The organism is Saccharopolyspora phatthalungensis, assembly GCF_014203395.1.
GTDB lineage: Bacteria > Actinomycetota > Actinomycetes > Mycobacteriales > Pseudonocardiaceae > Saccharopolyspora > Saccharopolyspora phatthalungensis.
Map to the genome: position 1 here is coordinate 2,980,735 of NZ_JACHIW010000001.1, position 24,483 is coordinate 3,005,217.

General features: G+C 64.3%; 23 protein-coding genes. 11 read left to right on the plus strand and 12 right to left on the minus strand.

Translation table 11 applies throughout. The features are described 5' to 3' along the window. Positions 1–13: 13 nt before the first annotated feature. Positions 14–2,230 carry a 3-hydroxyacyl-CoA dehydrogenase NAD-binding domain-containing protein gene (locus BJ970_RS13755; RefSeq protein WP_184726626.1) on the plus strand — a complete coding sequence of 739 codons (2,217 nt, stop codon included), beginning with the start codon at positions 14–16 and terminating at the stop codon, positions 2,228–2,230. Positions 2,231–2,933: 703 nt separating this feature from the next. Here the strand turns inward: BJ970_RS13755 and BJ970_RS13760 are convergent. Both BJ970_RS13760 and BJ970_RS13765 read right to left on the minus strand, forming a co-directional pair. Further along, positions 2,934–3,773 (minus strand): hypothetical protein, encoded by an 840-nt coding sequence (locus tag BJ970_RS13760; RefSeq protein WP_184726627.1) that lies wholly within the window; start codon positions 3,771–3,773, stop codon positions 2,934–2,936. Between the two features lie 394 nt (positions 3,774–4,167). Continuing rightward, positions 4,168–4,779: a TetR/AcrR family transcriptional regulator gene (locus tag BJ970_RS13765; protein WP_184726628.1), complete on the minus strand. Its 612-nt coding sequence runs from the start codon at positions 4,777–4,779 to the stop codon at positions 4,168–4,170. An 87-nt stretch (positions 4,780–4,866) separates the two neighbouring features. On the opposite strand from BJ970_RS13765, the gene BJ970_RS13770 reads away from it, so the two are divergent. Both BJ970_RS13770 and BJ970_RS13775 read left to right on the plus strand, forming a co-directional pair. After that, on the plus strand, positions 4,867–6,360 hold the full coding sequence (locus BJ970_RS13770) for a flavin-containing monooxygenase (RefSeq protein WP_184726629.1): 1,494 nt from the start codon (positions 4,867–4,869) through the stop codon (positions 6,358–6,360). 82 nt (positions 6,361–6,442) lie between these two features. Continuing rightward, the gene (locus BJ970_RS13775; protein WP_184726630.1) at positions 6,443–7,153 is read left to right on the plus strand and encodes a DUF6319 family protein; all 711 of its coding nucleotides are present in this window, start codon (positions 6,443–6,445) and stop codon (positions 7,151–7,153) included. Between the two features lie 426 nt (positions 7,154–7,579). On the opposite strand, the gene BJ970_RS13780 is transcribed toward BJ970_RS13775, so the two are convergent. Further along, positions 7,580–8,734 carry a M14 family zinc carboxypeptidase gene (locus tag BJ970_RS13780; RefSeq protein WP_184726631.1) on the minus strand — a complete coding sequence of 385 codons (1,155 nt, stop codon included), beginning with the start codon at positions 8,732–8,734 and terminating at the stop codon, positions 7,580–7,582. A 287-nt stretch (positions 8,735–9,021) separates the two neighbouring features. Between BJ970_RS13780 and BJ970_RS13785 the strand changes: the two genes are divergently transcribed. After that, on the plus strand, positions 9,022–10,107 hold the full coding sequence (locus BJ970_RS13785) for an MFS transporter (protein ID WP_246470842.1): 1,086 nt from the start codon (positions 9,022–9,024) through the stop codon (positions 10,105–10,107). A gap of 394 nt (positions 10,108–10,501) precedes the next feature. Further along, a complete protein-coding gene (locus tag BJ970_RS13790) occupies positions 10,502–10,870 on the plus strand; it encodes a hypothetical protein (protein WP_312864241.1) in 369 nt (122 codons plus the stop codon). On the opposite strand, the gene BJ970_RS13795 is transcribed toward BJ970_RS13790, so the two are convergent. Next, positions 10,863–11,243, minus strand: coding sequence for a hypothetical protein (locus tag BJ970_RS13795; RefSeq protein WP_184726634.1), 381 nt, complete (start codon positions 11,241–11,243; stop codon positions 10,863–10,865). The two genes, BJ970_RS13790 and BJ970_RS13795, sit on opposite strands and share 8 nt — an antisense overlap. A 293-nt stretch (positions 11,244–11,536) precedes the next feature. Between BJ970_RS13795 and BJ970_RS13800 the strand changes: the two genes are divergently transcribed. The 5 genes from BJ970_RS13800 to BJ970_RS13820 all read left to right on the plus strand — a co-directional run bounded on the left by BJ970_RS13800 (position 11,537) and on the right by BJ970_RS13820 (position 17,805). Continuing rightward, on the plus strand, positions 11,537–13,627 hold the full coding sequence (locus tag BJ970_RS13800) for a transglycosylase domain-containing protein (RefSeq protein ID WP_184726635.1): 2,091 nt from the start codon (positions 11,537–11,539) through the stop codon (positions 13,625–13,627). Positions 13,628–13,775: 148 nt separating this feature from the next. Next, positions 13,776–14,732 carry a CPBP family intramembrane glutamic endopeptidase gene (locus BJ970_RS13805; protein ID WP_184726636.1) on the plus strand — a complete coding sequence of 319 codons (957 nt, stop codon included), beginning with the start codon at positions 13,776–13,778 and terminating at the stop codon, positions 14,730–14,732. Positions 14,733–14,845: 113 nt separating this feature from the next. Continuing rightward, positions 14,846–16,204, plus strand: coding sequence for a serine hydrolase domain-containing protein (locus BJ970_RS13810; protein ID WP_184726637.1), 1,359 nt, complete (start codon positions 14,846–14,848; stop codon positions 16,202–16,204). 153 nt (positions 16,205–16,357) lie between these two features. Further along, positions 16,358–16,792 (plus strand): alternative ribosome rescue aminoacyl-tRNA hydrolase ArfB, encoded by a 435-nt coding sequence (gene arfB / locus BJ970_RS13815; RefSeq protein ID WP_184726638.1) that lies wholly within the window; start codon positions 16,358–16,360, stop codon positions 16,790–16,792. A gap of 56 nt (positions 16,793–16,848) precedes the next feature. Beyond that, entirely contained in the window at positions 16,849–17,805 is a 957-nt protein-coding gene (locus BJ970_RS13820; protein WP_246470844.1) for a patatin-like phospholipase family protein, read from the plus strand. Between the two features lie 57 nt (positions 17,806–17,862). Here BJ970_RS13820 and BJ970_RS13825 read toward each other — a convergent pair whose 3' ends face one another. From BJ970_RS13825 to BJ970_RS13845, 5 genes are all read right to left on the minus strand, one after another. After that, a complete protein-coding gene (locus BJ970_RS13825) occupies positions 17,863–19,341 on the minus strand; it encodes a sodium:solute symporter family protein (RefSeq protein ID WP_184726639.1) in 1,479 nt (492 codons plus the stop codon). Next, positions 19,338–19,565 (minus strand): DUF3311 domain-containing protein, encoded by a 228-nt coding sequence (locus tag BJ970_RS13830; protein WP_184726640.1) that lies wholly within the window; start codon positions 19,563–19,565, stop codon positions 19,338–19,340. The genes BJ970_RS13825 and BJ970_RS13830 overlap by 4 nt, the downstream gene beginning before the upstream one ends. A 319-nt stretch (positions 19,566–19,884) precedes the next feature. After that, complete coding sequence (locus tag BJ970_RS13835) at positions 19,885–20,157, minus strand: hypothetical protein (RefSeq protein ID WP_184726641.1); 273 nt, start codon at positions 20,155–20,157, stop codon at positions 19,885–19,887. Then, on the minus strand, positions 20,154–20,333 hold the full coding sequence (locus tag BJ970_RS13840) for a hypothetical protein (RefSeq protein WP_184726642.1): 180 nt from the start codon (positions 20,331–20,333) through the stop codon (positions 20,154–20,156). Before BJ970_RS13840 ends, BJ970_RS13835 begins: the two co-directional genes overlap by 4 nt. Positions 20,334–20,474: 141 nt before the next feature. Continuing rightward, positions 20,475–21,164 (minus strand): hypothetical protein, encoded by a 690-nt coding sequence (locus BJ970_RS13845; RefSeq protein ID WP_184726643.1) that lies wholly within the window; start codon positions 21,162–21,164, stop codon positions 20,475–20,477. Positions 21,165–21,419: 255 nt separating this feature from the next. Here BJ970_RS13845 and BJ970_RS13850 point away from each other — a divergent pair, with 255 nt between their 5' ends. Then, entirely contained in the window at positions 21,420–22,667 is a 1,248-nt protein-coding gene (locus tag BJ970_RS13850) for a S1C family serine protease (RefSeq protein ID WP_184726644.1), read from the plus strand. Positions 22,668–22,913: 246 nt separating this feature from the next. On the opposite strand, the gene BJ970_RS13855 is transcribed toward BJ970_RS13850, so the two are convergent. The 3 genes from BJ970_RS13855 to BJ970_RS13865 all read right to left on the minus strand — a co-directional run bounded on the left by BJ970_RS13855 (position 22,914) and on the right by BJ970_RS13865 (position 24,453). Continuing rightward, positions 22,914–23,216 (minus strand): hypothetical protein, encoded by a 303-nt coding sequence (locus BJ970_RS13855; RefSeq protein WP_184726645.1) that lies wholly within the window; start codon positions 23,214–23,216, stop codon positions 22,914–22,916. A 189-nt stretch (positions 23,217–23,405) separates the two neighbouring features. Continuing rightward, positions 23,406–23,936, minus strand: coding sequence for a DUF742 domain-containing protein (locus BJ970_RS13860; RefSeq protein WP_246470845.1), 531 nt, complete (start codon positions 23,934–23,936; stop codon positions 23,406–23,408). Positions 23,937–24,012: 76 nt separating this feature from the next. Beyond that, complete coding sequence (locus BJ970_RS13865; RefSeq protein ID WP_184726647.1) at positions 24,013–24,453, minus strand: roadblock/LC7 domain-containing protein; 441 nt, start codon at positions 24,451–24,453, stop codon at positions 24,013–24,015. Between the last annotated feature and the right edge of the window lie 30 nt (positions 24,454–24,483).

Below are 24,483 nucleotides of genomic sequence, written 5' to 3' on the forward strand. Positions count from 1 at the left end.
GGACACATCACACATGAGCGAGCAGCACACCATCCGCTGGGAGTCCGACGCCGACGGCATCGTCGTGCTGACCCTGGACGACCCGAAGCAGCAGGCCAACACCATGAACGAGCGCTACCGGCGCGCCATGGAACAAACCCTGCAGCGCCTGGAATCCGAGCTCGACAACATCACCGGCGTGGTCCTCACCTCGGCGAAGAGCACCTTCTTCGCCGGCGGTGACCTGCGGGACCTGATCCGGGCCCGGACCGGCGACGCCGAGCTGGTCAACGAGATCACCACCGGCATCAAGCGGGGGCTGCGCCGCCTCGAAACGCTCGGCGTGCCGGTGGTCGCAGCGCTAAACGGCACCGCACTGGGCGGCGGGCTGGAGATCGCGCTGGCTTGTCACCACCGCATCGCGCTGAACAATCCCAACGCCCGCTTCGGTCTCCCCGAGGTCACCCTCGGCCTGCTGCCCGGAGGGGGCGGCATCGTCCGCACCGTTCGCATGCTGGGCATTGCCGACGCGCTGCTTAACGTACTGCTACAGGGCCAACGGCTGGCTCCGGCGAAGGCCGCGGAGATCGGCATCATCGACGAATTGGTCGACTCGCCGGAACAGCTCCTGACGGCCGCCAAGGACTGGATCAAGGCCAACCCCCAGGCGACGCAGCCCTGGGACCGCCCCGGACACAAGATTCCCGGCGGCGACCCATCGAATCCGAAGTTCGCCGCCAATCTCCCGGCGTTCCCGGCCAACCTCCGCAAGCAGCTCAAAGGCGCACCGCTGCCCGCGCCGCGCAACATCCTGGCCGCCGCAGTGGAGGGCGCTCAAGTCGACTTCGACACGGCGCTCACCATCGAGGGCCGCTACTTCGTGGACCTGGTCTGCGGCCAAACCGCGAAGAACATGAGCAAGGCGTTCTTCTTCGACCTCCAGCACATCAACTCCGGCGGGAGCCGACCCATCGGCGAACCCGCCTGGCAAGCGAAGAAGGTCGCGGTGCTCGGCGGTGGCATGATGGGCGCGGGCATCGCCTACGTGTGCGCCAAGGCCGGGATGCAGGTCGTGCTTAAAGACATCTCCCTGGCTGCGGCTGAGAAAGGCAAGGAGTACTCGGTGAAGCTCCTGGAGAAGGCCATTGCCAAGGGCCGCTCCACGCAGGACGAGGCCGACGAACTGCTGGCCCGGATCACGCCCACCGACCAGCTTGAGCCGCTGACCGGCTGCGACCTGGTCATCGAGGCCGTCTTCGAGGACCCGAAGATCAAGCGGCAGGTGTATGCGGAGGTGCAGGATGTCGTCGACGGTGACGCGCTGATCGCCTCCAACACCTCCACGCTGCCGATCACCAGCCTCGCCGAGGGCGTGCGCCGCCGGGAGGACTTCATTGGCCTGCACTTCTTCTCCCCGGTCGACAAGATGCCGCTCGTGGAGATCATTCGCGGCGAGCACACCAGCGACCGCGCTCTGGCGCGCGCGTTCGACGTGGTTCAGCAGATCAACAAGACGCCCATCGTGGTCAACGACAGCCGCGGCTTCTTCACTAGCCGGGTCATCGGCACCTTCGTCAACGAAGGCGTGTCGATGCTCGCCGAAGGCATTCACCCGGCGTCCATCGAGCAGGCCTCAGCGCAGGCCGGATTCCCGGCCCCCGTCTTGCAGCTGTTCGATGAGCTGACCTTGACGCTGCCGCGCAAGATCCGCGACGAGACCAAGCGGGCCGTTGAGGCTGCCGGTGGAACCTGGACCCCCCACCCTGCGGAGCGGGTGCTGGACCGCATGGTCGACGAGTTCGATCGCAAGGGACGTTCCAGCGGCGCGGGTTTCTACGACTACGTCGACGGCAAGCGGGTCGGGCTGTGGCCAGGGCTGGTCGAGCATTTCGGCGCGTCCGGGCGCAACCCGGCCGAGGTGAGCCTGACCGATCTCAAGGAGCGGATGCTGTTCGTGGAGGCGCTGGAAACCGTCAAGTGCCTCGATGAAGGCGTGCTGCGGTCGGTGCCGGACGCCAACATCGGTTCGATCCTCGGCATCGGGTTCCCGGCCTGGACCGGCGGAGTCGTGCAGTACATGAACGGCTACGCAGGCGGGCTGCCCGGATTCGTCGCGCGCGCCAGGGAACTGGCCGAACGGTACGGGCCGCGGTTTGAGCCGCCGACCTCGCTGGTTCACCGGGCCGAGGCGGGAGAGCCGTTCGACATGGGCGAACCCGACGTGGAGATCGTGGCCGCTACGGCAGCGTGATGCGCAAGGTGGTGTAGACGCCGCAGCGGTCCGTGACAAGGCATGCAGGCCGGGGTGAACACGGTCATCGACCGCGTTCACCCCGGCGGTGCCCAGGCAGCAGGCGTGACGGAGCCGCCTGCCAGTGGCGGCGCCCGGGTCGTCGGTGAGCGCCACGGTTGTCACACCTGGCGTTTCGCCCAGCCGAAGGCCCGACCGTGTCCGCGCTGTATCGGTGGATGGAGATCGCGACGAAGCAGTCCCGTTGCGGACGCGCCGCAGCTCGTCAGTGAGCATGTCGGGTTCTGCGCTAGCGACGCAACGTCGTCGCACCACTGCTTGGCCGGTCCACCTGGGACGGCCTGCGTGCGCACTTCCGGCCGGTCATATGTCAGCCGGCCTTGGGGTGGTCGACGAACGGCGCGTTGAGCCACTTGTCGGCCTGCGGGGAAAGGGCCGGGACGACGACCCCCGATTACGGCGGCATTGTCGCCTTAAGCCTGCACCGGGACCGCTCTGGCGTTGTTTTCAATGCCGTTGCCCTCGGGCCAGCGAACGCGCGGCAGCGTCTGGGACATGCGTTTCGCAAGATCGAACCCCGGTGGCCGTTTTCGGCCAAGCTCCAGCAATGAGACGAAGAGTCCATTATGGAATTATTCGTTGTTGCGCATCCCGCAAAAGTGGTCCCGGAAAGGCTTCCGGGACCACTTGATCCGATCTTCGATCAGCCCAGCACGCCGGTGACGCTGTCGGTCGCCGGAAGCTGTCCGGTGACTCGGTGCACCGGGGCCTGCGGGACGCTGCCGGCGACCTGCCTCGCGACATCCTTCGCCGTTGCGCTAACGCTGTTGTCCAGCCTGGGCGTAGCCGGCAGCTTGCCGGTTGCCGGCAGGATCTTCTCCGGTTGTGGCAGGGTCATCGGCTCACCCGAGGTTTGCAGCGGGTTGTTCGCCAGGGTGGGAGCGACCATGCCGACGGGGTCCGTCAGCGGTGCGGTGTCGTAGCCCTGCGCGGCGGTCAGGTCGATCGCGGTGTCGAGCGCCGAGGTGCCCTGGTGACCGGGCTGACGCGGTCCGACCTCGGTGTTCAGGAGCGCAGCGTCTGGCACGCGTTCGGTGACCACGCCGAGGTGGTCGGGGATCACCGAGCCGCCGACGGTGGGGCGTGTCTTGGTGAGCTGCGCGGCGCGGGTGGTCTCGGCGAAGACATGGCCGAGAACTCGGTTCGGCTTGCCGGGCGTGAGCATCGGACGGCCGTCCTGCAGTTCACCACCCACCCCGTATGCGGTGGTGGTGATGTCCGCGCCCACCTTCTTGACCAGATTCGGGGTGTTCGCGTGCAGCTGGGTGTCCGCGCACGGCGCCTTGGTCGGTCCGTATCCGGGACCGTCCTGCGCCTGGCAGGCGTTCACCGGGGCGAGGAATCCGACGTCGTCCGGAACGGACGACAGGTCAGGCTTGGGGATCTCGGCGTTCTCCGAGGCAGAGGCGGCACCTGTCCCGACTGCGGCGAACCCCGCGGCCACAACGGCTGCCTGTACTGTGCGCGTGGTCCAGGGACGCAAGATTTGTTCTCCTTGGGTCGAATTTGTTGGCACGGCTGCCTCGGTATCGGAGAAGCCCCCAACGATCTTGACCCCGAAGATCCGCACACCGCCTGAACGAGTGAATGCGACGCGGGCGGATGCGAAGCACTCGCCGACGAAATCTTGTCACCACCGCCCGATCGTTCCCAGCCATCCACACCCGGCATTTCCGCCTCCACTGCACCAAGCAGGTCACCCCAGCCTGGCTGTGAGTGACAGGAAGGTTCCCATGCTGCAAAGACGGACCCCTTCGGCCAGACGTGAGTGACAGGAAAGTTCCCATGCTCGCAGCTGCGATCCGGGCTCTTTGGGGATTCGCGGCAGAGCCAGGTGTCTGTGCTCGTGCGCGGCTGGCGCCGCTTAGTGGGTAGCGCTAGAGGTTCTGGGCGAGGCTGGGGGCGAACAGCGCCAGCAGGTGTTCGGTTGCCTGTTCCGCGGTGATGTCCGGGCGGCGGTCTCGCCACAACGCGAGTCGCTCGCAGGCGCCGATGATCGCCTCTGCGAACGCCTCCAGCTGCACCGGATCGAGGTCGGCGCGCGAGGTTCCCAGCAATCCGGCGGTGAACTCGATCTGCTGCGTGCGGATCTCTTCCAGCTCGGAGCTCACCGAAGCGTTGGGTACCGCGGACTCGTTTCGCAGCAGCGCCCAGGCTTGGGCATACTCGTCGCCGAACTTAAAGAAGGCCAGCAGGCAGTCGTGCAGCAGCTGCGCGGGCGTGCTGGCTCCGGCGGCCGCCACTGTCGTGGCTTTCAGCAGTTCGCGCTTGGACCGCTGCAGGCAGGCGAGCAGCAGTCCCTCCTTTGAGCCGAAGTACTCGTAGAGCATCGGCTTGGACAGGCCGACCCGTGCCGCTATGTCGTCCATCGACGCTCCCTGGTAGCCGTCGGCGGCGAAAACGTGCTCTGCGACGGCGAGGATCTGCCGTTCCCGCTCGGCTCGGGGCAACCGCTTGCGTCCGGCGGCCGTTGCCTGCTGTGTCTCCACGGGGAACACCCTACCGCAAGTAACCTACTCGTAGTAGGCTACTGCGCGGTAGTCGAGTCGTGCCGGTGTCCGAGGAGGAGCCTGAAGGTGCAACGGCAAACGCGGGACCAGCGCAGACACCAAACCTCAGTGATCATCGTGGGAAGCGGTTTCGCCGGGCTCGGGATGGCGATCCAGCTCAAGCAGGCCGGGATCGACGACTTCATCGTGCTGGAGAAGGCTGTCGATCTCGGTGGTACCTGGCGGGACAATACCTATCCCGGCTGCGCCTGCGACGTGCCGTCCCTCATGTACTCCTTCTCCTTCGAGCAGAACCCGGCCTGGTCCCGGATGTTCGCCAGGCACGACGAGATCTCTGACTACCTGCAGCACTGTGCGGATAAGTACTGGGTGCGCGACCACATCCACTACGGCGTGGTGTTCACCGGCGCCGAGTACGACGAGAAGGCCAGCGCCTGGCGGGTCTCCACGGCGGACGGGACCGAATACGTCGGCCGCGCGCTGGTGTCCGGCGTCGGTGTCCTCCACATCCCGAGCTATCCGGAACTGCCCGGCGTGGAACGCTTCGCGGGAGAGGTCTTCCACTCCGCGGAGTGGAACCACGAGCTCGACCTCGCAGGCAAACGGGTTGCGGTGATCGGAACCGGGGCCAGTGCGATCCAGTTCGTGCCGCGCATCGCTACGAAAGTCGCCCGGCTGCACCTGTTCCAGCGCACTCCGCCGTGGATCCAGCCGAAACCCGACCTGCCCATCCCGGGCGTTTTCCAGCGCTGGTTCCGCCGCGTTCCACTGCTCCAACGTGCTGCCCGCGCGGCACTGTACTGGATGCTGGAGGCTCGCTACTTCGTGGTGTTCAATCGCCGCCTCGGCGGGTTCTTCGAGCAGTTGTCCAAGCGCTACATCCGCAAGGTCGTCAAGGACCCGGGGGTGCGCGCTGCCGTGACGCCGGACTATGCCATGGGTTGCAAGCGGATCCTGCTCTCCAGTGATTACTACCCGGCGCTGAACAGATCCAATGTGGACCTAGTGACCAGTGGAGTGGGGGAGGTCCGGCCACGATCCGTGGTCACCGGTGACGGCCAGGAACACCCGGTGGACGCGATCATCTACGCCACCGGCTTCCACGTGACCGACGCATTCGCGCACCTGAGCATCGTCGGCCGCGACGGGCGAAAGCTGCAAGATGCCTGGCGCAACGGGATGGAGGCATACCTCGGCATCGCCGTCTCCGGTTTCCCGAACCTGTTCTTCTTACTGGGGCCCAACACGGGGCTCGGCCACAACTCCGTCGTGTTCATGATCGAGTCGCAGATCAACTACGTACTCGGCTTCCTGCGGTCGATCTGCCGCGACGAGGTGAGTCAGATCGACGTGCGACAGTCGGTTCAGGACTCCTTCAACGCCGAGATCCAGTCCAAACTCGCCGGCGCGGTGTGGTCGGTCGGCGGCTGCCGGAGCTGGTACCTGGACGAGAACGGCGTCAACCGCGCCATCTGGCCCGGGTTCACCTGGAAGTACTGGCTGCGCACCAGGAAAGCGGACATGGCCGACTACGAGACGACCGTCGGCCGATCCCGTTGAAGTTTCGCACGAGCGTTCGATATAGTGGTGTTGTCACTGTCGAACAGCCCCAACGGGGCTCGCCCTTGAGCAAGGGGTGACGATGTCACCGCTGTCGTCTGACGAGCTGCGCGAAATCCGCGAGGAACTGACCGCCGGAACCACCCCGACGGTGTGGTTCACCGGTTCGGCCGTGGGCGTGCAGGAAGGCCGCTCCGGCAAGGTCATCGCGCTCGGCGAACCGGCCGAGGGCGACTTCATCCAGGTCCGCCCGGCCGGTTCGAAAGACGTGCTGTCCTTCTCGGTCGCGGAGGTCACGAAGGTCAAACCGTCCCGCAAGCGAACAACGCCACCCGAGCCACCGGCGAAACCCGCAGCCAAGCCTCGGGCGGCTGCTCCGGCCAAGCCCGTCGCTGGGCAGGCGAAGCCGTCGGCTCCCGCGAAGCCTCGGGCCGCTGCGGCTTCCACTCCCGCTCCGGCGACTGCCTCGGCGTCCGCGAAGCCGACCGGAGGTGCGGCGGCCCGACGCAAACCGCGGCAGGCGAAGCCGATCGGTGGTGCGACGGTGACGTTGACAGCGGACCAGGAAGGGCAGTGGAGCGTCGAGGTCAGCACCGGAAAGAAGCGCGTAGTGCGCTCGACGCCGGTCGCGGCGAACGCTGTGGCGCAGGCGGCGAAAGCGCTGCACGCCGACGTTGCGGCGGCGGTGGAGCCACTGATCGATGCTGCCCGCGAACAGCAGCGGGCCCGAGTCGAACAGCTGCGCGAGGAGCTCGCCGCAGCGCAGGCGGCGCTCGACGAGCTCGCGAACTGAGCTTTTGGGCCACGTCTTGCAAGGCCGGAGGACGTCAGAAGCACCTTTGCGATCGGGGCAGGGACTGCAGAACCGCGACTGGGCCCACAGGATCGCATGACTGTGTTATTGGGCTGCTGAACGCTGCTCTGAGCTGTGGGCCTCGCCACCACACGAGCGATCAACCCGGACCGGCACATTCTGATCTCTACCCGCGCCCCACCCGGGTGCGCTCGAAGCAAGGGAACCTTCCTGTCATCCGTGCTCGTGGCCGGGCTGCGTTTCCGCAGCATGGGAACCTTCCTGTCACGCAGCGTTCGGTTTCTCGCCCCTGGGGCGTCTTGATCGCCGAACCCTACCGATTCGAGGAATCGGGTCTGCGCCGCGTGGGGCTCGCCGCCGTGTAGACGACGCTCGGCGAGTTCCGGTGTGGGCTGAGCCGCCTGGTCAGAATTCAAAGTCCGTGACGTCAGTTGTGGTTCGCTGGCCGCGGTCGGTCAGCGGAATCCGGTCATAGGCGGCGGGATCGAGCTGGTTGACCTGGCCGCTGGCGATCGACGACAGGATTCCGTCGAGTCCGATGTAGACGGCTTGGGTCAGCATCTCCCGATGCTGCTGACCGAGGGTCTGGGTCTGGCCGCGCACCTCGAACAACACCGCGCCGCTGCCGTTGAGCTGGAACGAACCGAGGCCGGTGCACGGCAGGTCGATGTCTTGCGGGTAGAGCGTGATGTTGCCGAAGTCGGGGTTCTGGATAGCTGCGACCTGCAGTGCGTTGTACGCGGCGACGTTGAGTCGCTGGGAGTACTCCGGCCGGTAAGTGTCGGCGAAATCGGCGTACTCGGCGCCAGCTGGAGTGGCAGGGTCGGTGACGAACTTGCCGGACAGGCTCATGGTCACGTACCGGTCGGTGCCGGCAACCGTGTAGCAGGCGCCTTGGTGGTGCAGGTCGATGTAGGTGTCGACTGCGCCGAACTCCGCCTGCAACGAGCGGTAGACGTCGCGCACCGCCTGCGTCTCCGGGCTGACGAACCATCCTGGCTGATCGCTGGCACCGGGGAAGTCCTGCGGCTGGTAATCGAGGTTGGGGTTGTAGTCGCGGTTGATGTCGAAACCGGGCCGTTGCGAGTAGTCGTCGCCCTGCCGAGTATCGGTGTAGTAGTTCCACGCTGGCTGCGCATTCAGCAATTGCGGAAGGCGTGCCTGCACTTCCTGCCAGGTCATGTCGTTACCGCGTCGGTCTAGCGCCGACCCGTCCGGGTTGATCTTCGGCATCGCCACCACGGTCAGCTGATCGCGGACCTGCTTGGCTCGACTGGAATCCGAGGTGCCCAGGTAGTCAAGCAGCTCCAGGACGGCATCAGGGCCGGTTTTCTCGTTGCCGTGGATTTCGGCAGCGATGAGCACGACCTTGGGGCCGCTGCCGACAGTCGCGACGAACATGTCGCGTCCGCGGCTGGATTGACCGATGGTTTCCACCGCGATACGCCCCGCGCTGACCCGTTTGATCCGATCGAGCTCGACCAGGAGTTCGTCATAGCTGGTGAGCTCGGTGATGGGGTTCTCGCGTCGTTCCTCGCTGCACGGTGGCGGGGCCGCCATCGTGCAGCGGCGCGGTGCCGGTCGTGGGAACGAACGCCGATCCCACTACCACGGTTGTCAGTGCCAGCGCTCGCATCCGGTGCATGCGGAACTCCTTGCCATCGCAGCAACGGCCCCAGCCAAGTCGATCTACACCAAAGCCGCAAATTGGAAAGAAGTGGGTATCTCGGGCCTTTGGCTCCGGATGGACAGATGACCGGTGCCGGGCCTATTAAGAACAGATGCGAGTCTCGGTCGAATCCGGTACCAGGGGCAGGACACCGTTGCAACTTCGGTCTTTTCGACTGTTGCTGGCGGCAACTGCAGGTGGCTTCGCCGGGTATGCGCTGCTGCTGCCGGTCGTCCCGTTGTGGGCGGTCGAGGGAGGCGCGGGTGAGGTTGCGGCAGGCGCAACGAACGCCGTCTTCATGCTCGTCACCGTGCTTACCCAACTGAGCATGCCGTGGCTGCTCAAGCGCCTGGACCACCGCGTTGCTTTCGCGTTGGGCACGATGCTGATCGGCATACCGAGCCCGCTGTACGTTTTGTCCCGTGAGCTATGGCTGTTGCTCGGCGTTTCGGGTTTGCGAGGAGTCGGCTTCGGTCTGCTCACCGTGACTGGTGCAGCACTGGTGGCCGAGCTCGTACCCGCTGCTCAACGCGCCCGAGCAGCCGGCCTCTACGGATTGTCGGTCGGCTTGCCGAATGTTCTTTTCCTCCCAGTTGGTGTGTGGCTGACCCAGCAGATCGGTTTCGGTCCGCTGTTCTGGATCGCCGGGGCATTGCCTGTGGCTGCGGCCGCCGCAGTGCTGGGAATGTCGCGAGTGCGGGCCCGGGCCGCCGAGCCGGCTGGCACCTCTGCGTTCCCCCTCGCGTTGTTGCCGACTTGGACCGTTATGACCGCAGCAGCGGTCGCGGCAGGTGGCCTCGTCGCCTTCCTGCCGCTGGCTGTGGCCGGATCGGTGGCCCCGGCAGCACTGATGGCCTTCGGCGCCGCGACGATGCTGGGCCGTTGGGTCGCAGGGCGACTCGGCGACCGGCTAGGCCAACATCGGGTACTGGTCCCTGCCGTGGTGCTGAGCGGCTTGGGTACCGGCGTACTGGCGGTCGCAGCGTGGGGCGCCGATCCGTTGGCCTTGCTCGGCGCGGCTGTCTTCGGAGCCGGGTTCGGCGCGGTGCAGAACATCACCCTGGTCGTGATGTTCGAACAAACCGAGTCCGGGCCTGCCAGCACCGCCTGGAACATTGCCTACGACGCGGGCCAGGGCCTCGGCTCGATCGGCTTCGGCATCCTGGTCACCCTGTCGGGATATCCACTGACCTTCGCGATCGCGGCGATCCTCGTCACCGTCTGCCTCCCCCTGGCCACAGCCCGCTGGGCCCGTAGGTGCTGAGAGCAAGGGAACCTTTCTGTCACCCGTGTCAGTCCAGCCGCCCGCGATCGGACCTGAGCGCCGCAGCATGGGAACCTTCCTGTCACTCATGTCCGCCTTGCTGTCGTTCACGGAGGTTCGGGGCAGGGGAAGCTTCCTCCGCCGATGTCGGGTGGAGGCGCATGCCTGCAGCGCAGTAAGGGAACCTTCCTGGCACCGCCCGGTGCGGTAGTGGTGTGTTTTTGAACACAAGTGAGGCTTGTTTTCCACCGGGGCGGATTGCACTTCGGGAGGTGGATGTGAACAAGCTGGGACGACGCCCCGCCGCCCCAGCGGCTCAGAACCACCTAGAATCCGACGTGTGTTCCGCAGCCTGTTGACCCCGCGTTGGCTGCTTCTGCATGTCCTGTTCGTCGTGGCCACGATCGCCACCGGTTTTCTGGCCGTGTGGCAATGGGACCGCGCGCACGAAGCCGGGGGAAGCTTTCAGAATCTCGGATACGCCCTGCAGTGGCCGCTATTCGGTGTGTTCACGATCTTCCTGTGGATCCGGCTGATGCGCATGGAAGGGAACCGTCACCTGGGCGAAGGAGAACCGGAAACCGCCGCAGCGGCGACCCACGAGGGATCGGTTGGTGATGCGGAGACCGCGCCCGCGACGCGCCGGAAGCGGCCGCTGGTGCCGCCACCAGCGGCGCCGGTGGATGCTGAGGAGGATCCGGAGCTCGCCGCATACAACCAGTACTTGGCAGCATTGAACGAGACGGATCGGCGCGCTAGCTGAACGTGATGTTGCCCTTGATCTCGCGGGCTTGGACCAGGTTGTTGACCTTGCCGTTGTTCACGTTCACCACGCTGTCGTCGGCGGCTGAAATTGCTTTGTGCACCTCAGCGCCCTGTGTGTGCAGCTGATCGGCGAACGTGGCGTCCTCGGTGCATACCTGATCCAACCGTTCGGCCAGGGCTGTGATTTGTGGCGGTCCCGCTGAGGGCTGCTCTGCGGCTTCGAGCGCGGCCTTCGTTTCGGGATCGTTCTGTGACCTTCGGCGCAGGAGCTCGCGGACTTTCGCCAGCGCCTGGGTTCCGGCTGCGCCCAGCGCGGTGGCGACCTGGCCGGCAAGGGCGGTGGCCAGGGAATCCAGGAACGGGTCGGTCATTTTTCCTCCGCGTGATCGACTCCGGTGGTCACCAAGTGTAGTGATCTGATCTGGGATCGTGGAGGAGTTGTTCCGGGCTAAGCCATTCGGTGCAACGTCACGTCGACCGGAGGATGTGATATCAACGAACCGACTGACAGCAAAGAGAGGCAAGTGCCGACTGGTTCCGCGAGGGCGAGTGTCGACGGGAGGCTCTCCAGCCGGTCGGTGGACTGGCGAGACGGGTCCTGGGTGGGCACTGCGACCCGCAGTCGGTCGTCAAGTTGTGTGGACACTTGGTGATTGGGGCTGGCGTGCGCAGCGGCGTGCTGTTGAAGATGTTCGGGCTGTGCGTCCTGGCCGGCGTGCTGGTGGCGGCGTTGCTGCTGCCGATGGCGACGGGTGCCGGGGCGATGGTCAACCAAACGACCGAGTCCATGTCCAAAATGTCGAGTTCCTTGGCCAGGCGGGACATGCCGCAGGTGTCGACCGTCACGGACAAGGACGGCAAACCGATTGCGTACTTCTTCAAGGACTACCGCATCGAAACGCCGCCCAATCAAATCGCGGCCACCATGAAGGCCGCGATCACTGCGGTTGAGGACAAACGCTTCTGGGACCACGGTGGCGTCGACTGGCACGGCACCATGCGGGCGCTTGCGACCAACGTCAGCAGTGGTGAAGCTGCGCAGGGTGCGTCCACGATCACCCAGCAGTACGTGAAGAACTACCTCGTGCACGTCGCGGCGAGCAACGCGGTGGAGGCCGAGAAGGCCAAGGAGTCCACGATCGCCCGCAAGCTTCGCGAGGCGAAGATCGCCGTCGAACTCGAGCACACCATGTCGAAGGAGGAGATCCTCACCGGATACCTCAACGTGGTGCCCTTCGGCAACCAGACTTTCGGCGTCGGTGCGGCCGCCCAGACCTATTTCGGCACCACGCCCGACAAGCTGACCATCGCCCAGGCCGCTTTGCTCGCCGCGATCGTGAATCAGCCCGGGTCGCTGAACCCCAACAGCAACCCGCAAGACGCGATGCAGCGGCGCAACCTCGTGATCGACCTGATGGCGGATCCGAACAACAACATCCGCATCACGAAGGAAGACGCGGAGATCGCCAAGCGGGAACCGCTGGGCGTCCTGTCGCCGCTCGGACGCCCGCCGAACGGCTGCATCGGCGTCGGCGACGGCACCACCGACGGTTTCTTCTGCACTTACGTCGTGGATTACCTCGAGCGGCTCGGCATTGATAGCGACAATCTGAAGACCGGCGGCTACACCATCCGCACCACGCTCGACCGCAAGTCCACGGACGCGGCCAAGGCCGCCGCCGAAGCTCAGGTGCCAACCCAGACCGACGGCATCGCCAACGCGATGGCGGTCGTTGAACCTGGCAAGGACAAACACAAGGTGCGGGCACTGGTCGCCAACCGCGACTTCGGCAACGACTCGAGCAAAGGCCAGACGGCCTACGACATCGTCAGCAGGGTGCAACCCTTCGGCGCCGGCTCGATCTACAAGGTGTTCACCGCTGGCGCCGCGATCGAGCAGGGCATGAGCATCTTCGAAACGCTCGACGTACCGCCGTCCTACACATCTCGCGTGTACAAGAACGGTTCCGCCCCGTACACCGTCAACAACGCCGAGGGCGTGCAACCCGGGCCGCGGACGTTGCAGATGGCGTTGGCCACGTCCCCGAACACGGCCTTCGTGGCGTTGCAGGAAAGGGTCGGTCTCAACAACGTCGTCGACATGGCCTCGCGCCTGGGGCTGCGGATCGGCATGAACAGGGTCAACACCAGCGGTCAGACCCTGAAGTCGGACGGTTCGAACGGCCTATCCCAGGCGGACGCGATCAAGAAAGGCAACCGGGGCGCATTCACCCTTGGGTACTCCCCAACCAGCGTGCTGGAGTTGTCCAACGTCGCCGCGACGATCATGAGTGGCGGTGTTTATTGCCCGCCGACGCCGATCGAAGAGGTCAAGGACCGGCACGGCAATCCGCTGCCGCTCAACGACGCCCCATGCGAGCAGGCCATTTCACCGCAGGTCGCGGCGGCGCTGGCCCAAGGGATGAGCAAGGACGACACGGACGGCACGTCCCGGACGGCAGCGCAGGCCGCTGGCTGGACCCGCCCCATGATCGGCAAGACCGGAACCACCCAGGAGCACAAGTCCGCCGCGTTCCTCGCCGCCACGCCCCAGATGGCTGGCGCGGTCCTCACCTACGCTGACGGCAGCAGCCCTGAGGGCATCTGTGACAGCGGTGGTGACGCCCCCCCGTTCCTCTGCGGCAAGAGCGGCGGCAACATCTACGGTGGCAAGGTGCCGGCTCGAACCTGGTTCGCGGCGATGACCAAAATCCACGAGGGTCTACCGGTAGCCCCGCTGCCGGGCACCCCCTGACTTTAGCCAAAACCGCAGCAAGGGAACCTTCCGGTCGGCCGCAGACCGGAAGGTTCCCTTCATCGTCTCCGGCTGAGGTATCGAGCGCCATTGCTCGCCGTTGTCCGGTACTCAGCAGACATTCAGCAAGAGTTGGCAAAATGCCGACGTGAGTACCGACAGTGAACGTGTCGATGTCCGGGGCGTTGTCAGTTTCGTCGCGATTGCCTATGCCCCGGCGTGGCTGCTGACCTTGCCGCTCTGGTTAACCGGCGAAGGGCTGTCGTGGGCCTGGTCGCCACTCGTTCTCGTCCTCATGATGTTCATGCCTGCAACGGCGGCGTTCGTGGTCAACAAGTGGATCAGTCCGCAACCGAAGTTACTGCGCAGCATCGGAATCACCAACCCGGGCGGCATCAAGAAGTGGTGGTCATATGTCCTGATTGCCTGGTTAGGGCCACCACTGGCGGTAACCATCGCATTACTGTCGGCTTATCTGCTGGGGGTGTATCAAGCCGACTGGACGGGATTTTCCGGATTGGCCGAGCAGTCCCGTACCGCAGTGGAGGGTTCGCCTCCTCAGACATCACCCGGGACGCTTGCGCTCACCCAAATCGCTCAAGTCTTCGCGTTGGGCTGGCTGCAGACCATCCCGGCGTTCGGTGAAGAGCTGGGGTGGCGCGGCTACCTGACTCAAGCGCTCCTGCCCCTCGGTCAGCCTGGTGCGTTTCTCACGACTGGCGTGCTCTGGGGGCTTTGGCATGCACCCGTGCTGATCCTCGGCTACAACTACCCGACGGTCCCGATAGTGGTCGCTTTGATCATGATGGTGTGTTTCTGCACCCTGGTGGGGACGTTGCTCGGCTGGCTCAGGCTCGTTTCGGGAAGTGTCTGGCCGCCGGCGATCGCGCATGGATTCCTCAATACAGCAGGTGGTTTGGCCACCATCTTCAGCATGGCTGGGCATCCGGTCGACAATGCATCGGTGGGTCTTCTCGGCTGGACCGGATGGATCGTGCTGGCCCTGCTCATCTTGATACTCGTCATGATCGGGAAACTTCCGGTGCGGCTTCCGGCGGAGAAAGTCGGGATCTCCCGCGGAGTCAACCGCCGCAGCCGACGCTGAGGGCCCGGCGAGAGCATGGGAACCTTCCTGTCACTCATCATGGACGCGCTGACTACCACCAGCGGCACCCGAATGATCCCACCCGCGTTCTATCCGGGTGGAAACATGGGGGCATGACGAGTCTGCTGCCCTCCACCCAGCGCGCTTTGTTGCGACGTCTGGCGATGGAGCAGAGTGAGAACCGCGTTCCCTCGTTGATTGCTGGGTTGATCCGTGACGGCGAGACGATCTGGGTGGACGCCCGTGGACAGGTCGCCGGACAGCCCCCCACAACGGACACGCAATACAGGATCGGTTCGATCACGAAAACCTTCATCGCGGTGCTGGTGATGCGGCTTCGCGATGAAGGTCGGCTCGACCTCGTCGACAAGCTCGACGAGTACGTGCCGGGAACTTCGATCGGAAAAAGGAACATCGGCGAGATCCTTTCGCATTCAAGTGGCTTGTCTGCGGAACCCGCCGGGCAGTGGTGGGAGCGAACCCCAGGCGGCAGCGCCGACGAACTCCTGTCCAACATCGACGAACACGCACTTCGTCCACCACCCCGTCACGTCTTCCACTACTCCAACGTGGGTTTCGGTGTGCTGGGGGAGCTGGTGTCCCGGCTGCGTGGAGCACCTTGGGACGAGATGTTGCGACGCGAGATCCTCGAGCCGCTCGGAATGAAGCGCACCACTCTGCGCCCTGTCGCGCCGCACGCAGATGGGTTCGCCGTGCATCCGTGGGCGGACGTGGTGCTGCCGGAGCCGGCCGACGACGCCGGAGCGATGGCCCCTGCTGGCCAGTTGTGGTCGACATTCGACGACATGGCCAGGTGGATGCGCTTCGTGGCCGGAGACACCGGGGAGGTGCTGCACCCGGACACGGTTTCCGAGATGCGCTTCCCCGGGGCGGTCGACGATGGTCCCGAATGGCGAGGCGGATATGGGCTCGGGATCCAGTTGCTCCGGCACCGAGGACGGCGGTTGGCTGGACACAGTGGTTCGATGCCCGGTTTCCTGGCGTCCGTCTGGGCAGACCCCGCCGAGGCCACTGGCGTGATCTTCATGGCCAACACCACAGCAGGTGTCACAGGTGTGTTCGCGACTGACCTGCTGGACCTGCTTGCGGAGCATGAACCACGAATTCCGGCCCCTTGGGAGCCCCGGGGTGACGTGAACCTGCGACTCCTGGAGCTCACTGGCCAGTGGTACTGGGGTCCGACGCCATATGTGTTGCGGGTCCGCCCCGATGGCATGCTCGATCTTTCGCCCTGGCAGGGGCGCGGGCGAGCATCCCGATTCCGGGGTAACGCGGACGGCACCTGGACTGGCCTGGACGGCTACTACGCGGGAGAAATCCTACGGGTCGGTCGGAACGCGAACGGTGTTCCGGCCCATCTCGACCTCAACACCTTCATCTTCACGCGCACGCCGTACGACTCCGACGCACCGGTCCCCGGCGGCGTGGTCAACTGGCGCCCAGCCCGGTAATCGCCAGCGCGGAGTGAAAGCATGGGAACTTTCCTGTCACCGACGTGGCGGGAAGGTTCCCATGCTTCAACTGCTCGGGCGGTTCCTGGCCCGATTTGTCCAGTGGGTGTCGCTGCGGGTCGTGTCGAAGCGGCGTGAGGCACCCTGATTGGTATGGCCGCAGACTTGCCCGTCACCAGCCGCTGGACCGTCCCCGCTGCCGAACTTTCCGAGCGTTTTTCACGATCTCCTGGTCCTGGTGGGCAAGGTGTTAACACGACGGACTCACGAGTCGAACTTTCCTTCGACCTCGCACGCTCACAGTCACTTCCCGAGTTCCTGCGGCAGCGGGCGATGGAGCGACTTGGCCGTCGCCTTGTCGACGGCGTGATCACGGTTTCGGCTTCGGAGCATCGAACGCAGCTGGCCAACCGACAAGCTGCGCGGGAACGGTTGACCAACCTGCTGGCCGAATCCGTTGCCCCGCCCGCTCCCAAGCGGCGGCGCACCAAACCGACCAAGGGCTCGCAGCAGCGCCGCCTCGCGGGTAAGAAGCGGCGCGCCGAGGTGAAACGACAACGCCGTCGAGGTGATCCCGGCGACGCTTGACTAGTGGCGGCGATTTTCCCGGCTAGCCTCGGAGTCAAGACGAAAGCAGAAGGGACATGCTGATGCGCACGGCGTGGGTCTTGCCGGGTGGCTCCACTTTTGGTGCAATCCAGGCTGGCCTGGTTACGGCATTGTTCGAAGCCGGCGTTGAACCCGATTTGCTTGTCGGGACGTCCGCGGGCTCGCTGAATGCTGCGTGGCTCGCTGGTGACCCCACGCCCCGCGGTGCGGCAAAGCTCCGCGAGCTGTGGGTGTCGATGCGTCGCACAGACGTATTCCCAATCCAGCCAACGCGGATACTTGCCGGGAAGCTCGGTTTGTCGAACCACGTCATGAGCAACCACGGTCTAGCGCGCTGGCTCCACAACAACCTGCCGTTTCGCCGGTTGGAGCATGCGCAGATCCCCTTGACCGTGACGGCAACAGACTTGGACACCGGCGAACCCGTGTACTTCGAGCGCGGCCCCGCGCTTCCGCCGCTAGTGGCTTCGTGCTCGATCCCCGGAATGTTCCCGCCAGTGAAGGTCGGGGATCGCTGGCTGGTCGATGGGGGCCCAGCTGCGTTCATGCCGATAAGCCGCGCTGTCGAGCAAGGCGCAGAACGTGTTTTCGTGCTCCCGTGCGGGGGCACCGAGCCTTTTGAATTCAACCACCCGAGACGCGGAATCGGTTCGATCGCGACCTGGCCACCGCCGAGGACGCCACCCAGGTCGGTCGGCGGAGTCAACGGGGCAGCACTCGGTGCGGCGATGGTGTCTGCTGCACGACTAGACCTGCAGTTGAATGCGACGCGCTGCGAACTCTACGTCGTTCCCGCTCCATCGGTGGTGGGGCTGTCACCGTATTCCTTCGCCCATGCCGAGGCTCTGATCAACGCCTCTTGGGAAATCGCCAAGCGATGGCACCCCACCGCTAAGCCGGTCCCGCCCGGACCAGTTGACATCGGTGGCCACCCGATTACCAGCGGTCGGTTCGGGGTCTCCGAATCGGCTCCGGCGCACAATGACCGGTGAGGAGAGCCGGGGAATCTTCCTGCCACGCTGACAGGAAGGTTCCCCACCTTTCGACAGTTAGATCCGGGCTGAGGATGCCTCCGACAGTTCATCCACTGCGAGCCGCTCCGGCGGCACGGCGGCGGGATGCGCGAGGGTCACTGCGACGTTGACTAGGACGTTGACCGCAAGCCCGAGCAAACCGGTGTTGATCCCGAGCCACGGGTCGTTGCCAGTACTGACGAGCACGCCGACGACAATCACGCCCGCGCCTAGCCCCGCAGCAGCCCCAGCTGTGGACATCCGCTTCCAAAGCAAGCTGATCAACACCACCGGTAGAAGTTGCGCCAACCCCTGGTACGACAACACCGACAACTGCACCAGCGTGCTCGGCGAAATGAATGTGAACAACAACGCCACAAGCCCAACGAGGAAAGTGACCAGTTGGGACAGCTGCTTCTGATGTGGCGCAGTTCGGGTATGCACGCCCAGGACCGAACGCCCCCACATCGTGCCGATCACGAGCATGAAGACCGCCATTGGAACGATCGATGACAATGCGCCAGCGACGCCAACGAGGCCGACGAGCCAAGCCGGCATGGAATCGACGACGAGTTCGAACATCGCTAGGTTCGAATCGTCAAGCCCCGGAACCACGAAAACCGCGGCCAAGCCCAGGAGAATCGGGACGAACAACAAGACCTGGTAGAAGGGCATGAGGATCGCATTGCGGCGCAGCACGCCCGGGCTCTTGGCCCCCAGGTAGCCGGCGACAGTGGTCGGGAAGATCGTGTAGACGACGCCGTTGAGCAGCCCGGTCGTGGCAAACCACAGCATGCCGAGCGACTCCTTACCGTGGCCCGGCAGCACTAGCCACTCCGGCCGTTGCGCTACAAGTCGATCCAGCATCGGGCCGAGCCCGCCGAAGTAGTGCACTGGCACGTAGATGAAGACGATCAGCAACGTGATGATGACCAGACTGTCCTTGAGGATGGACACCCAGGCACTCCCGCGAAGACCTGAAAAGATGATGAACGCCTCGGTCACCACGAAGGCGATGAGATAACCCGCTCCCAAGCCGATCGTGCCATAGCTGATCGTGGACACTACCACGCCCATGCCGGTTATCTGGAGCTGAATGTAGGGCAGCAGGAACACCGTCGTGAGGATTGCGACCGCTGCGCCGAACCAAGGAGCGTTGAAGCGGTACGCGGTGATGTCGGTAATGTTGTGCAGATTGTTGCGATGGGCATAATGCCACAGGATCGGCCCGACGACGTAGCCTACAGCGAAGCCGATTGCCAGATACGCCAGGAGGTAGAACACCGGCATCCCGTAGTTGTAGGACCAGCCAGCGGCGCCGAGGTAACTGAAGCTCGTGTAGGTCTCTCCCGCCATGAGAACGAAGATCAACACAACGTCGAGACCGCGGTCACCAATCGACCATTCGGCGAGATTCGCCCGGTCCCGTCCGCGCAGCGAAAGCAGACCCAAGACGACTGCGGCGAGCATGAACGCAGCGAAGATGCCGACCGAGACTTCCGCGTTGGCGCTCATTCGACATCACGCCGTCCACGCTCACGGTCGGCTCGCCACAACGGATCCTTACGGGCAGCGAGCCAGATGCACGCCGGGGTCAGTAACGTTGCCAACAGTGTCCAGAACATGAAGAACGGCAGGCCAAGAACAACTGGGTCGATCCTGTTGTAAAGGGGGAGCGCCAGCACGTAAAGCACGACTGGCCCGAACAACCACCACAGCGATTTTCGTTTCTTCAGCACATGTCCCTCCGCGCCGTTGCATCTGAGTCTGCAAGGGAACCTTCGTTGCGCAGATGACCGGAAGGTTCCCATGCTCTCCCCGATCAGGCCAGGGTGATGTTCGCCTACTCCGGTGCTGCGTTCAGTGTTGGTGGCAGGTTCGCAGCTCTGGTCGTCTTGTCGAGAGTCGTGGCGGATCCTCCTCGGCGTGCCACACCGGCTCTCCACCGACCCAAAATTTGGCGAACCTCGATTTGCGGAAGGCGTTTCGGGTCGATTGCGAGCCGATCGTCGGACAGCAGGGCGAAGTCCAACAGCTTGCCGGTCACACAAGTCCCCTTCACCGCAGCGTCGCCAGCTGCCGCTGCTGTGCCTCCTGCAGCAACGCCAACTCGTTGGGACCGACCATAGCGTTGCCGACACTCGTGATTCCTGCGGCATTCAGTTCCCGAAGGGCGCTCGTCAGCTGCGGCAAGGCGGTTTCGGTGTTCCTGAGCAGGACGACCACGTAAGACTGATGGATATGCCAGGCCGGACAGTGCTTGTGCATGCGCCATCCGGGTGAGGCAAACCGCAGCATCTCGGGTGAGCCCAGCTGGTTCGCGGCCATCATCGTTTGCTGCTGGTGAGCATCATGACGCTGGGCGCGATTGTGGCATCGCGGACGTCGATAAGGTCGGCTTTGGGCATGCGGCGGCGCAGGTCACCGAGGTCACCGACGTCGACAATCCACTTGCCCTGGATTGCCAGCGCTGGCCGGGCCGCGCTTAACTGCGGATGGTCGGCCATTGTGATGATCTTGCTAGCAGTAACCAGAGTTGGTGGTTGTCCAACGCTTGCCACAGCACCTCCCGCGACAGCGGTCGATGCCTGGGATGCTGCCTGGTAAACCTGTCGAACACCAGCCCGCTACGCAATGCTGTGAATCGTTCAGGCCGCGTTGCGTTGAGGTGGAGTCTTCGATGGGGCATCTCGCGGCGGAAGTTCTCGGAGCGGGGTGGGAGCACCCTTGAACGAGCGCAGAATCGCACGTGGCACCGCTGTCCCTCTCCGGCTGCCGAGCTCCATCTCGATGATCAACTCCTTGATTCGGCAGAAGTTTTCACATTGAACCGCCTCGAACAACAGACTCTTCGTGACGGCCCAGGGCTGCCAGGTACGGGCACCGTCCATGACGGCCCGCACCGGCGGTGCGACGGGAATGCCGTTGATGTAAATGGGTTTTGGCAGCCGGGTGGTGCGTTCGAAGTTAGTCCCGGGATAGCTCTGGATCTTGCGGCCGTGCGGTATCAGGACGTGAACATCCGCATCTACCGGGGGAGTTTCCAGCCCGAGCAGGCGTGCGGCTTGCAATCCCGTGATCATTGCGCCCGGCCCGGCACGCAGCAGCGCAGCGTTGATTCGATCTTCGATTGTCGGTGGCCCAGGTACTATGAGCAGGACGCCAGGAGCGAGTCGCGTCCAAGGCCCACCCGGGCGGGCCCGCCGGTACGACTTCGACTGCGAGATTCCGAGCTTCTCCAGTTCGACGACGCGAAAGACACGCCGACCGTTGTAAGGCACGGCGGAAGCAGCGATCGTTGTATGCATATCAAGCACTATCCGGCATGCGAAGCTCATAGCCGTTGATATGTCCAGCTTTGGGACTGTGTCGGGCACCCCTTTTTCGTCGACGACCGCTAGCGCGTGAGCATGGGAACCTTTCTGTCAACCGGCGAACGAAGGTTCCCATGGTTGCAATCGTCGTGAGTCGGTCGCCGGGATGGTTTCCGAGGAAGTCAACAGCTGGCGCCAAGGTAGTTCTCAGCTTCGCGGGGCACTGTCGACGTCATGACAGCAGCTGGTCCCGGCGACGCGCCGGAGTACAGAGATGGCATGCAGCAAGCCCGGCGGCAGGAAACCGTGCCTGCAGGATCTTTTGGCCACGAGCACAGACCGTTGTCGGGGCCCTCAACCACTTACCCCGGTTGGCCCCAAACCGTAAAACATCGGCCTTGGAAAGGTGTGATCGCCGCCGCACTGATCGCCGGTGTGATCGGGGGCGGTGTCGGGATCGGCGGTGGAATGCTGTTCGCCGACGGAAGTAGCGCCGATCCGGTGATCTCACAGCATGACCCTGTCACAGGCACGCAGATCAATGCGGAGACCGGCACCGTGCAGTACGCGGCAGGCAAGGCATCATCGAGCACAGTGGACATCGCGGTTCGGGGTAGTCGAAGCAGTTCGGAAGGAACTGGCGTGGTGTTGACCTCAGACGGAAATGTGTTGACCAACAACCATGTGGTCAGTTCAGGTGGTGAGATCACCGTTACCTTGCCCGGTGGGACGAAGAAGACCGCGCACGTTGTGGGCACCTCGCCCTCATATGACCTTGCAGCAATCAAAATCGACGGGGCTACCGGGCTTAACCCGGCTGAGCTCGGAAAGTCCTCGGCGCTGACGGTCGGCCAGTCCGTAGTCGCCATCGGCTCACCACTTGGGCTGGAAGGCACCGTCACCTCAGGCATCATCAGCGCTCTGAACCGAACCGTCCAAGTGTCGGGAGACAACGGCCAAACTGTCATCTACAACGGCATTCAGACCGATGCGTCGATCAACTCTGGCAACTCGGGCGGACCGCTGGTCAACCTGGACGGCCAGGTGATCGGAATCAACAGCAGCATCGTGTCCAACAGCGGCGCTTCGGGCAACATCGGGTTAGGATTCGCGATCCCGATCGATACGGCGAGCCGCGTCGCAAACGAGCTCATCAGCAGCGGAGTGGCAACAAAGCCCCAACTCGGCGTTACCGGCACCGACAGCCAGTCGGGTGCGGCGACAATCAGTTCGGTCGTGGGCGGTTCCGCCGCGGACCAAGCCGGGCTCAAGACCGGGGAGACCATTGTGAAGGTCGGAAACCGGTCCGTTAGCAGCTTCGCGGACCTGGTTGCCCAGATCAGTGCGAACGCACCCAGATCGAAGATCACCCTGACCGTGGCGGACTCGGCGGGAGGCAACCAGCGGGAGGTCGAGGTCACCTTGGGCAGCGAACAGGACAAGACGGCCGAAACCGCCGACGACGCAAGCGTCCAGCAGCAGAGTCCTTTCACGTGGCCGAACGGTCGGCTGCCGAGTGACAGGTGAGAACGTCGGCGGGCTTTCCTGCCGGAGATGACAGAAAGGTTCCCTTGCTGTCCTTAGCCGGTGCGTTGGTTGCATCCACCATTGCATCGCGTATATTCGGCAATCTTGATCAAAACTTGGTTGGTAGATTCGAGGTTTCGCGCATCGCAGGTGACGATCGGGACATCAGTTGGGGTCGCGATGGCCTCGCGGACCTGCCGGATGCGCGATGGCGAAGAGCCCTGTAGAAGCAGTTGAGGTCCACAATTAGGGCAGCCGGCATTCCCTGACGAGGTCGATGGCCGAGACGCAGTCCGCGAGGCGCAGCGTGTCGACAAGCAACATGGTGGCCGATCGCGCCGCGGACCACGTCGTCCCACATGAACCAGGAGCGCTGCTGGCCCCGGGGCGCCGAACAAGGTAGAGGACCAGATCGGAAGCCAGCAACAACCGGCCGAAATACATGGCGATCGTCATAGTGCTTCTGTTCGGCGTGGCCCGCACGCCGTCGATGCCGTTGCTGGCCTCGGTCATGACGGCTGCAGTGGTCAGCGGCACGATCTCCGACACCAACAACTAGTGTCACTCTCCGGCCCGAAGCCAGTCACCGATCTTCGTCGAAGCCGAGGTCGGTGACTGACTGGCGTACGTAGGCCGGGGTCGGTTCCAGGTGTCATGTCTGCCCACTTCAGTTATCGAGTCAAGCTGGTGTCTGCGGCTCCCGTCCGCTTCGCAAAGACCCGCTCGGAGCCGAGCAGGTCAAAGCTCGCGAAGCCCACTCAGAACCCTCTCCATCAACGACAAATGCGACGTGCTGCCGTTCTCGCTCACAGTTCGGTGCACTGTGATCAGGCCTAGGTCGGCCATGTCGCCGAGCAGGACCTTCGCCACTCCAAGCGGCACGCTGAGCAGCGCACCGATCTCGGCAACCGAACGTGGATTCTGGCACAGGCCCGCGATCGAGTGGTGTTCGAGCCGCTGCAATAGACCTGGTTGGCAAAGCTCGCTGGTGGACACCAGGGTCTCCAGTTCCAGCCGGTGATTCGATCGTGTGCGACCACCCGTCCAGGCGTACGGCCGGATATACGTGGCTGCCGATTCGACCTCCTGCGAATGAGGCTCTTCAGACATCGGTTCCAGGGCCGCGGTTTGAGCCGATTCGGACGACGGCCAGGACGGACTTGACGTCGGCAGTGCCGAGACCTGCGGTTCGGGTTCGTCAGGCATCCCCTTGCGGCGCCGCCCACGGCGGCCGCTGTCGAGGGTGAACCGATTGAAAACCTCGGCCATGGCGTCACCTTCGGGTGACTCGCGGTCGCCCCAGCGGTGCCGCCCGGATGATTCCGGACCTGTGCTCATGCCGTCCTCACACCGACTGACCGGTCATTACGCGGTTCTTGCCCTGCAATCTGGAGCGTAGTTCCGGGGTCAGGATCTGACCGACTCGTTCCACGAGCAAGGCCATCTCGTAGGCGATCAGCCCCATGTCGCAGTGCGGTGCGGCCAGCACCGTCAGGCACGAGCCATCGCTGATCGCCATCTGCAGCATGAGGCCGCGTTCCATTTCAACCACGGTTTCGGTCACGGCTCCTGCCTCGAAGCAGCGAGCCGCGCCTTGGGTGAGGCTGAGCAGCCCCGACGCGACCGCTGCGAGTTGGTCGGCCCGGTCGGTAGGCAGTTTTGCCGATGCGGTCAGCAAGAGCCCATCGGCTGAGACGACCACGGCGTGCGCCACGCCAGGAACTCGTTCGGTGAAGTCGGTGACCAGCCAGCCGAACTGGCTGGGTCGGGAATTTTGGGGGTTCATTGGCCCTCCTGTCTTCTCACTGATTCGGGC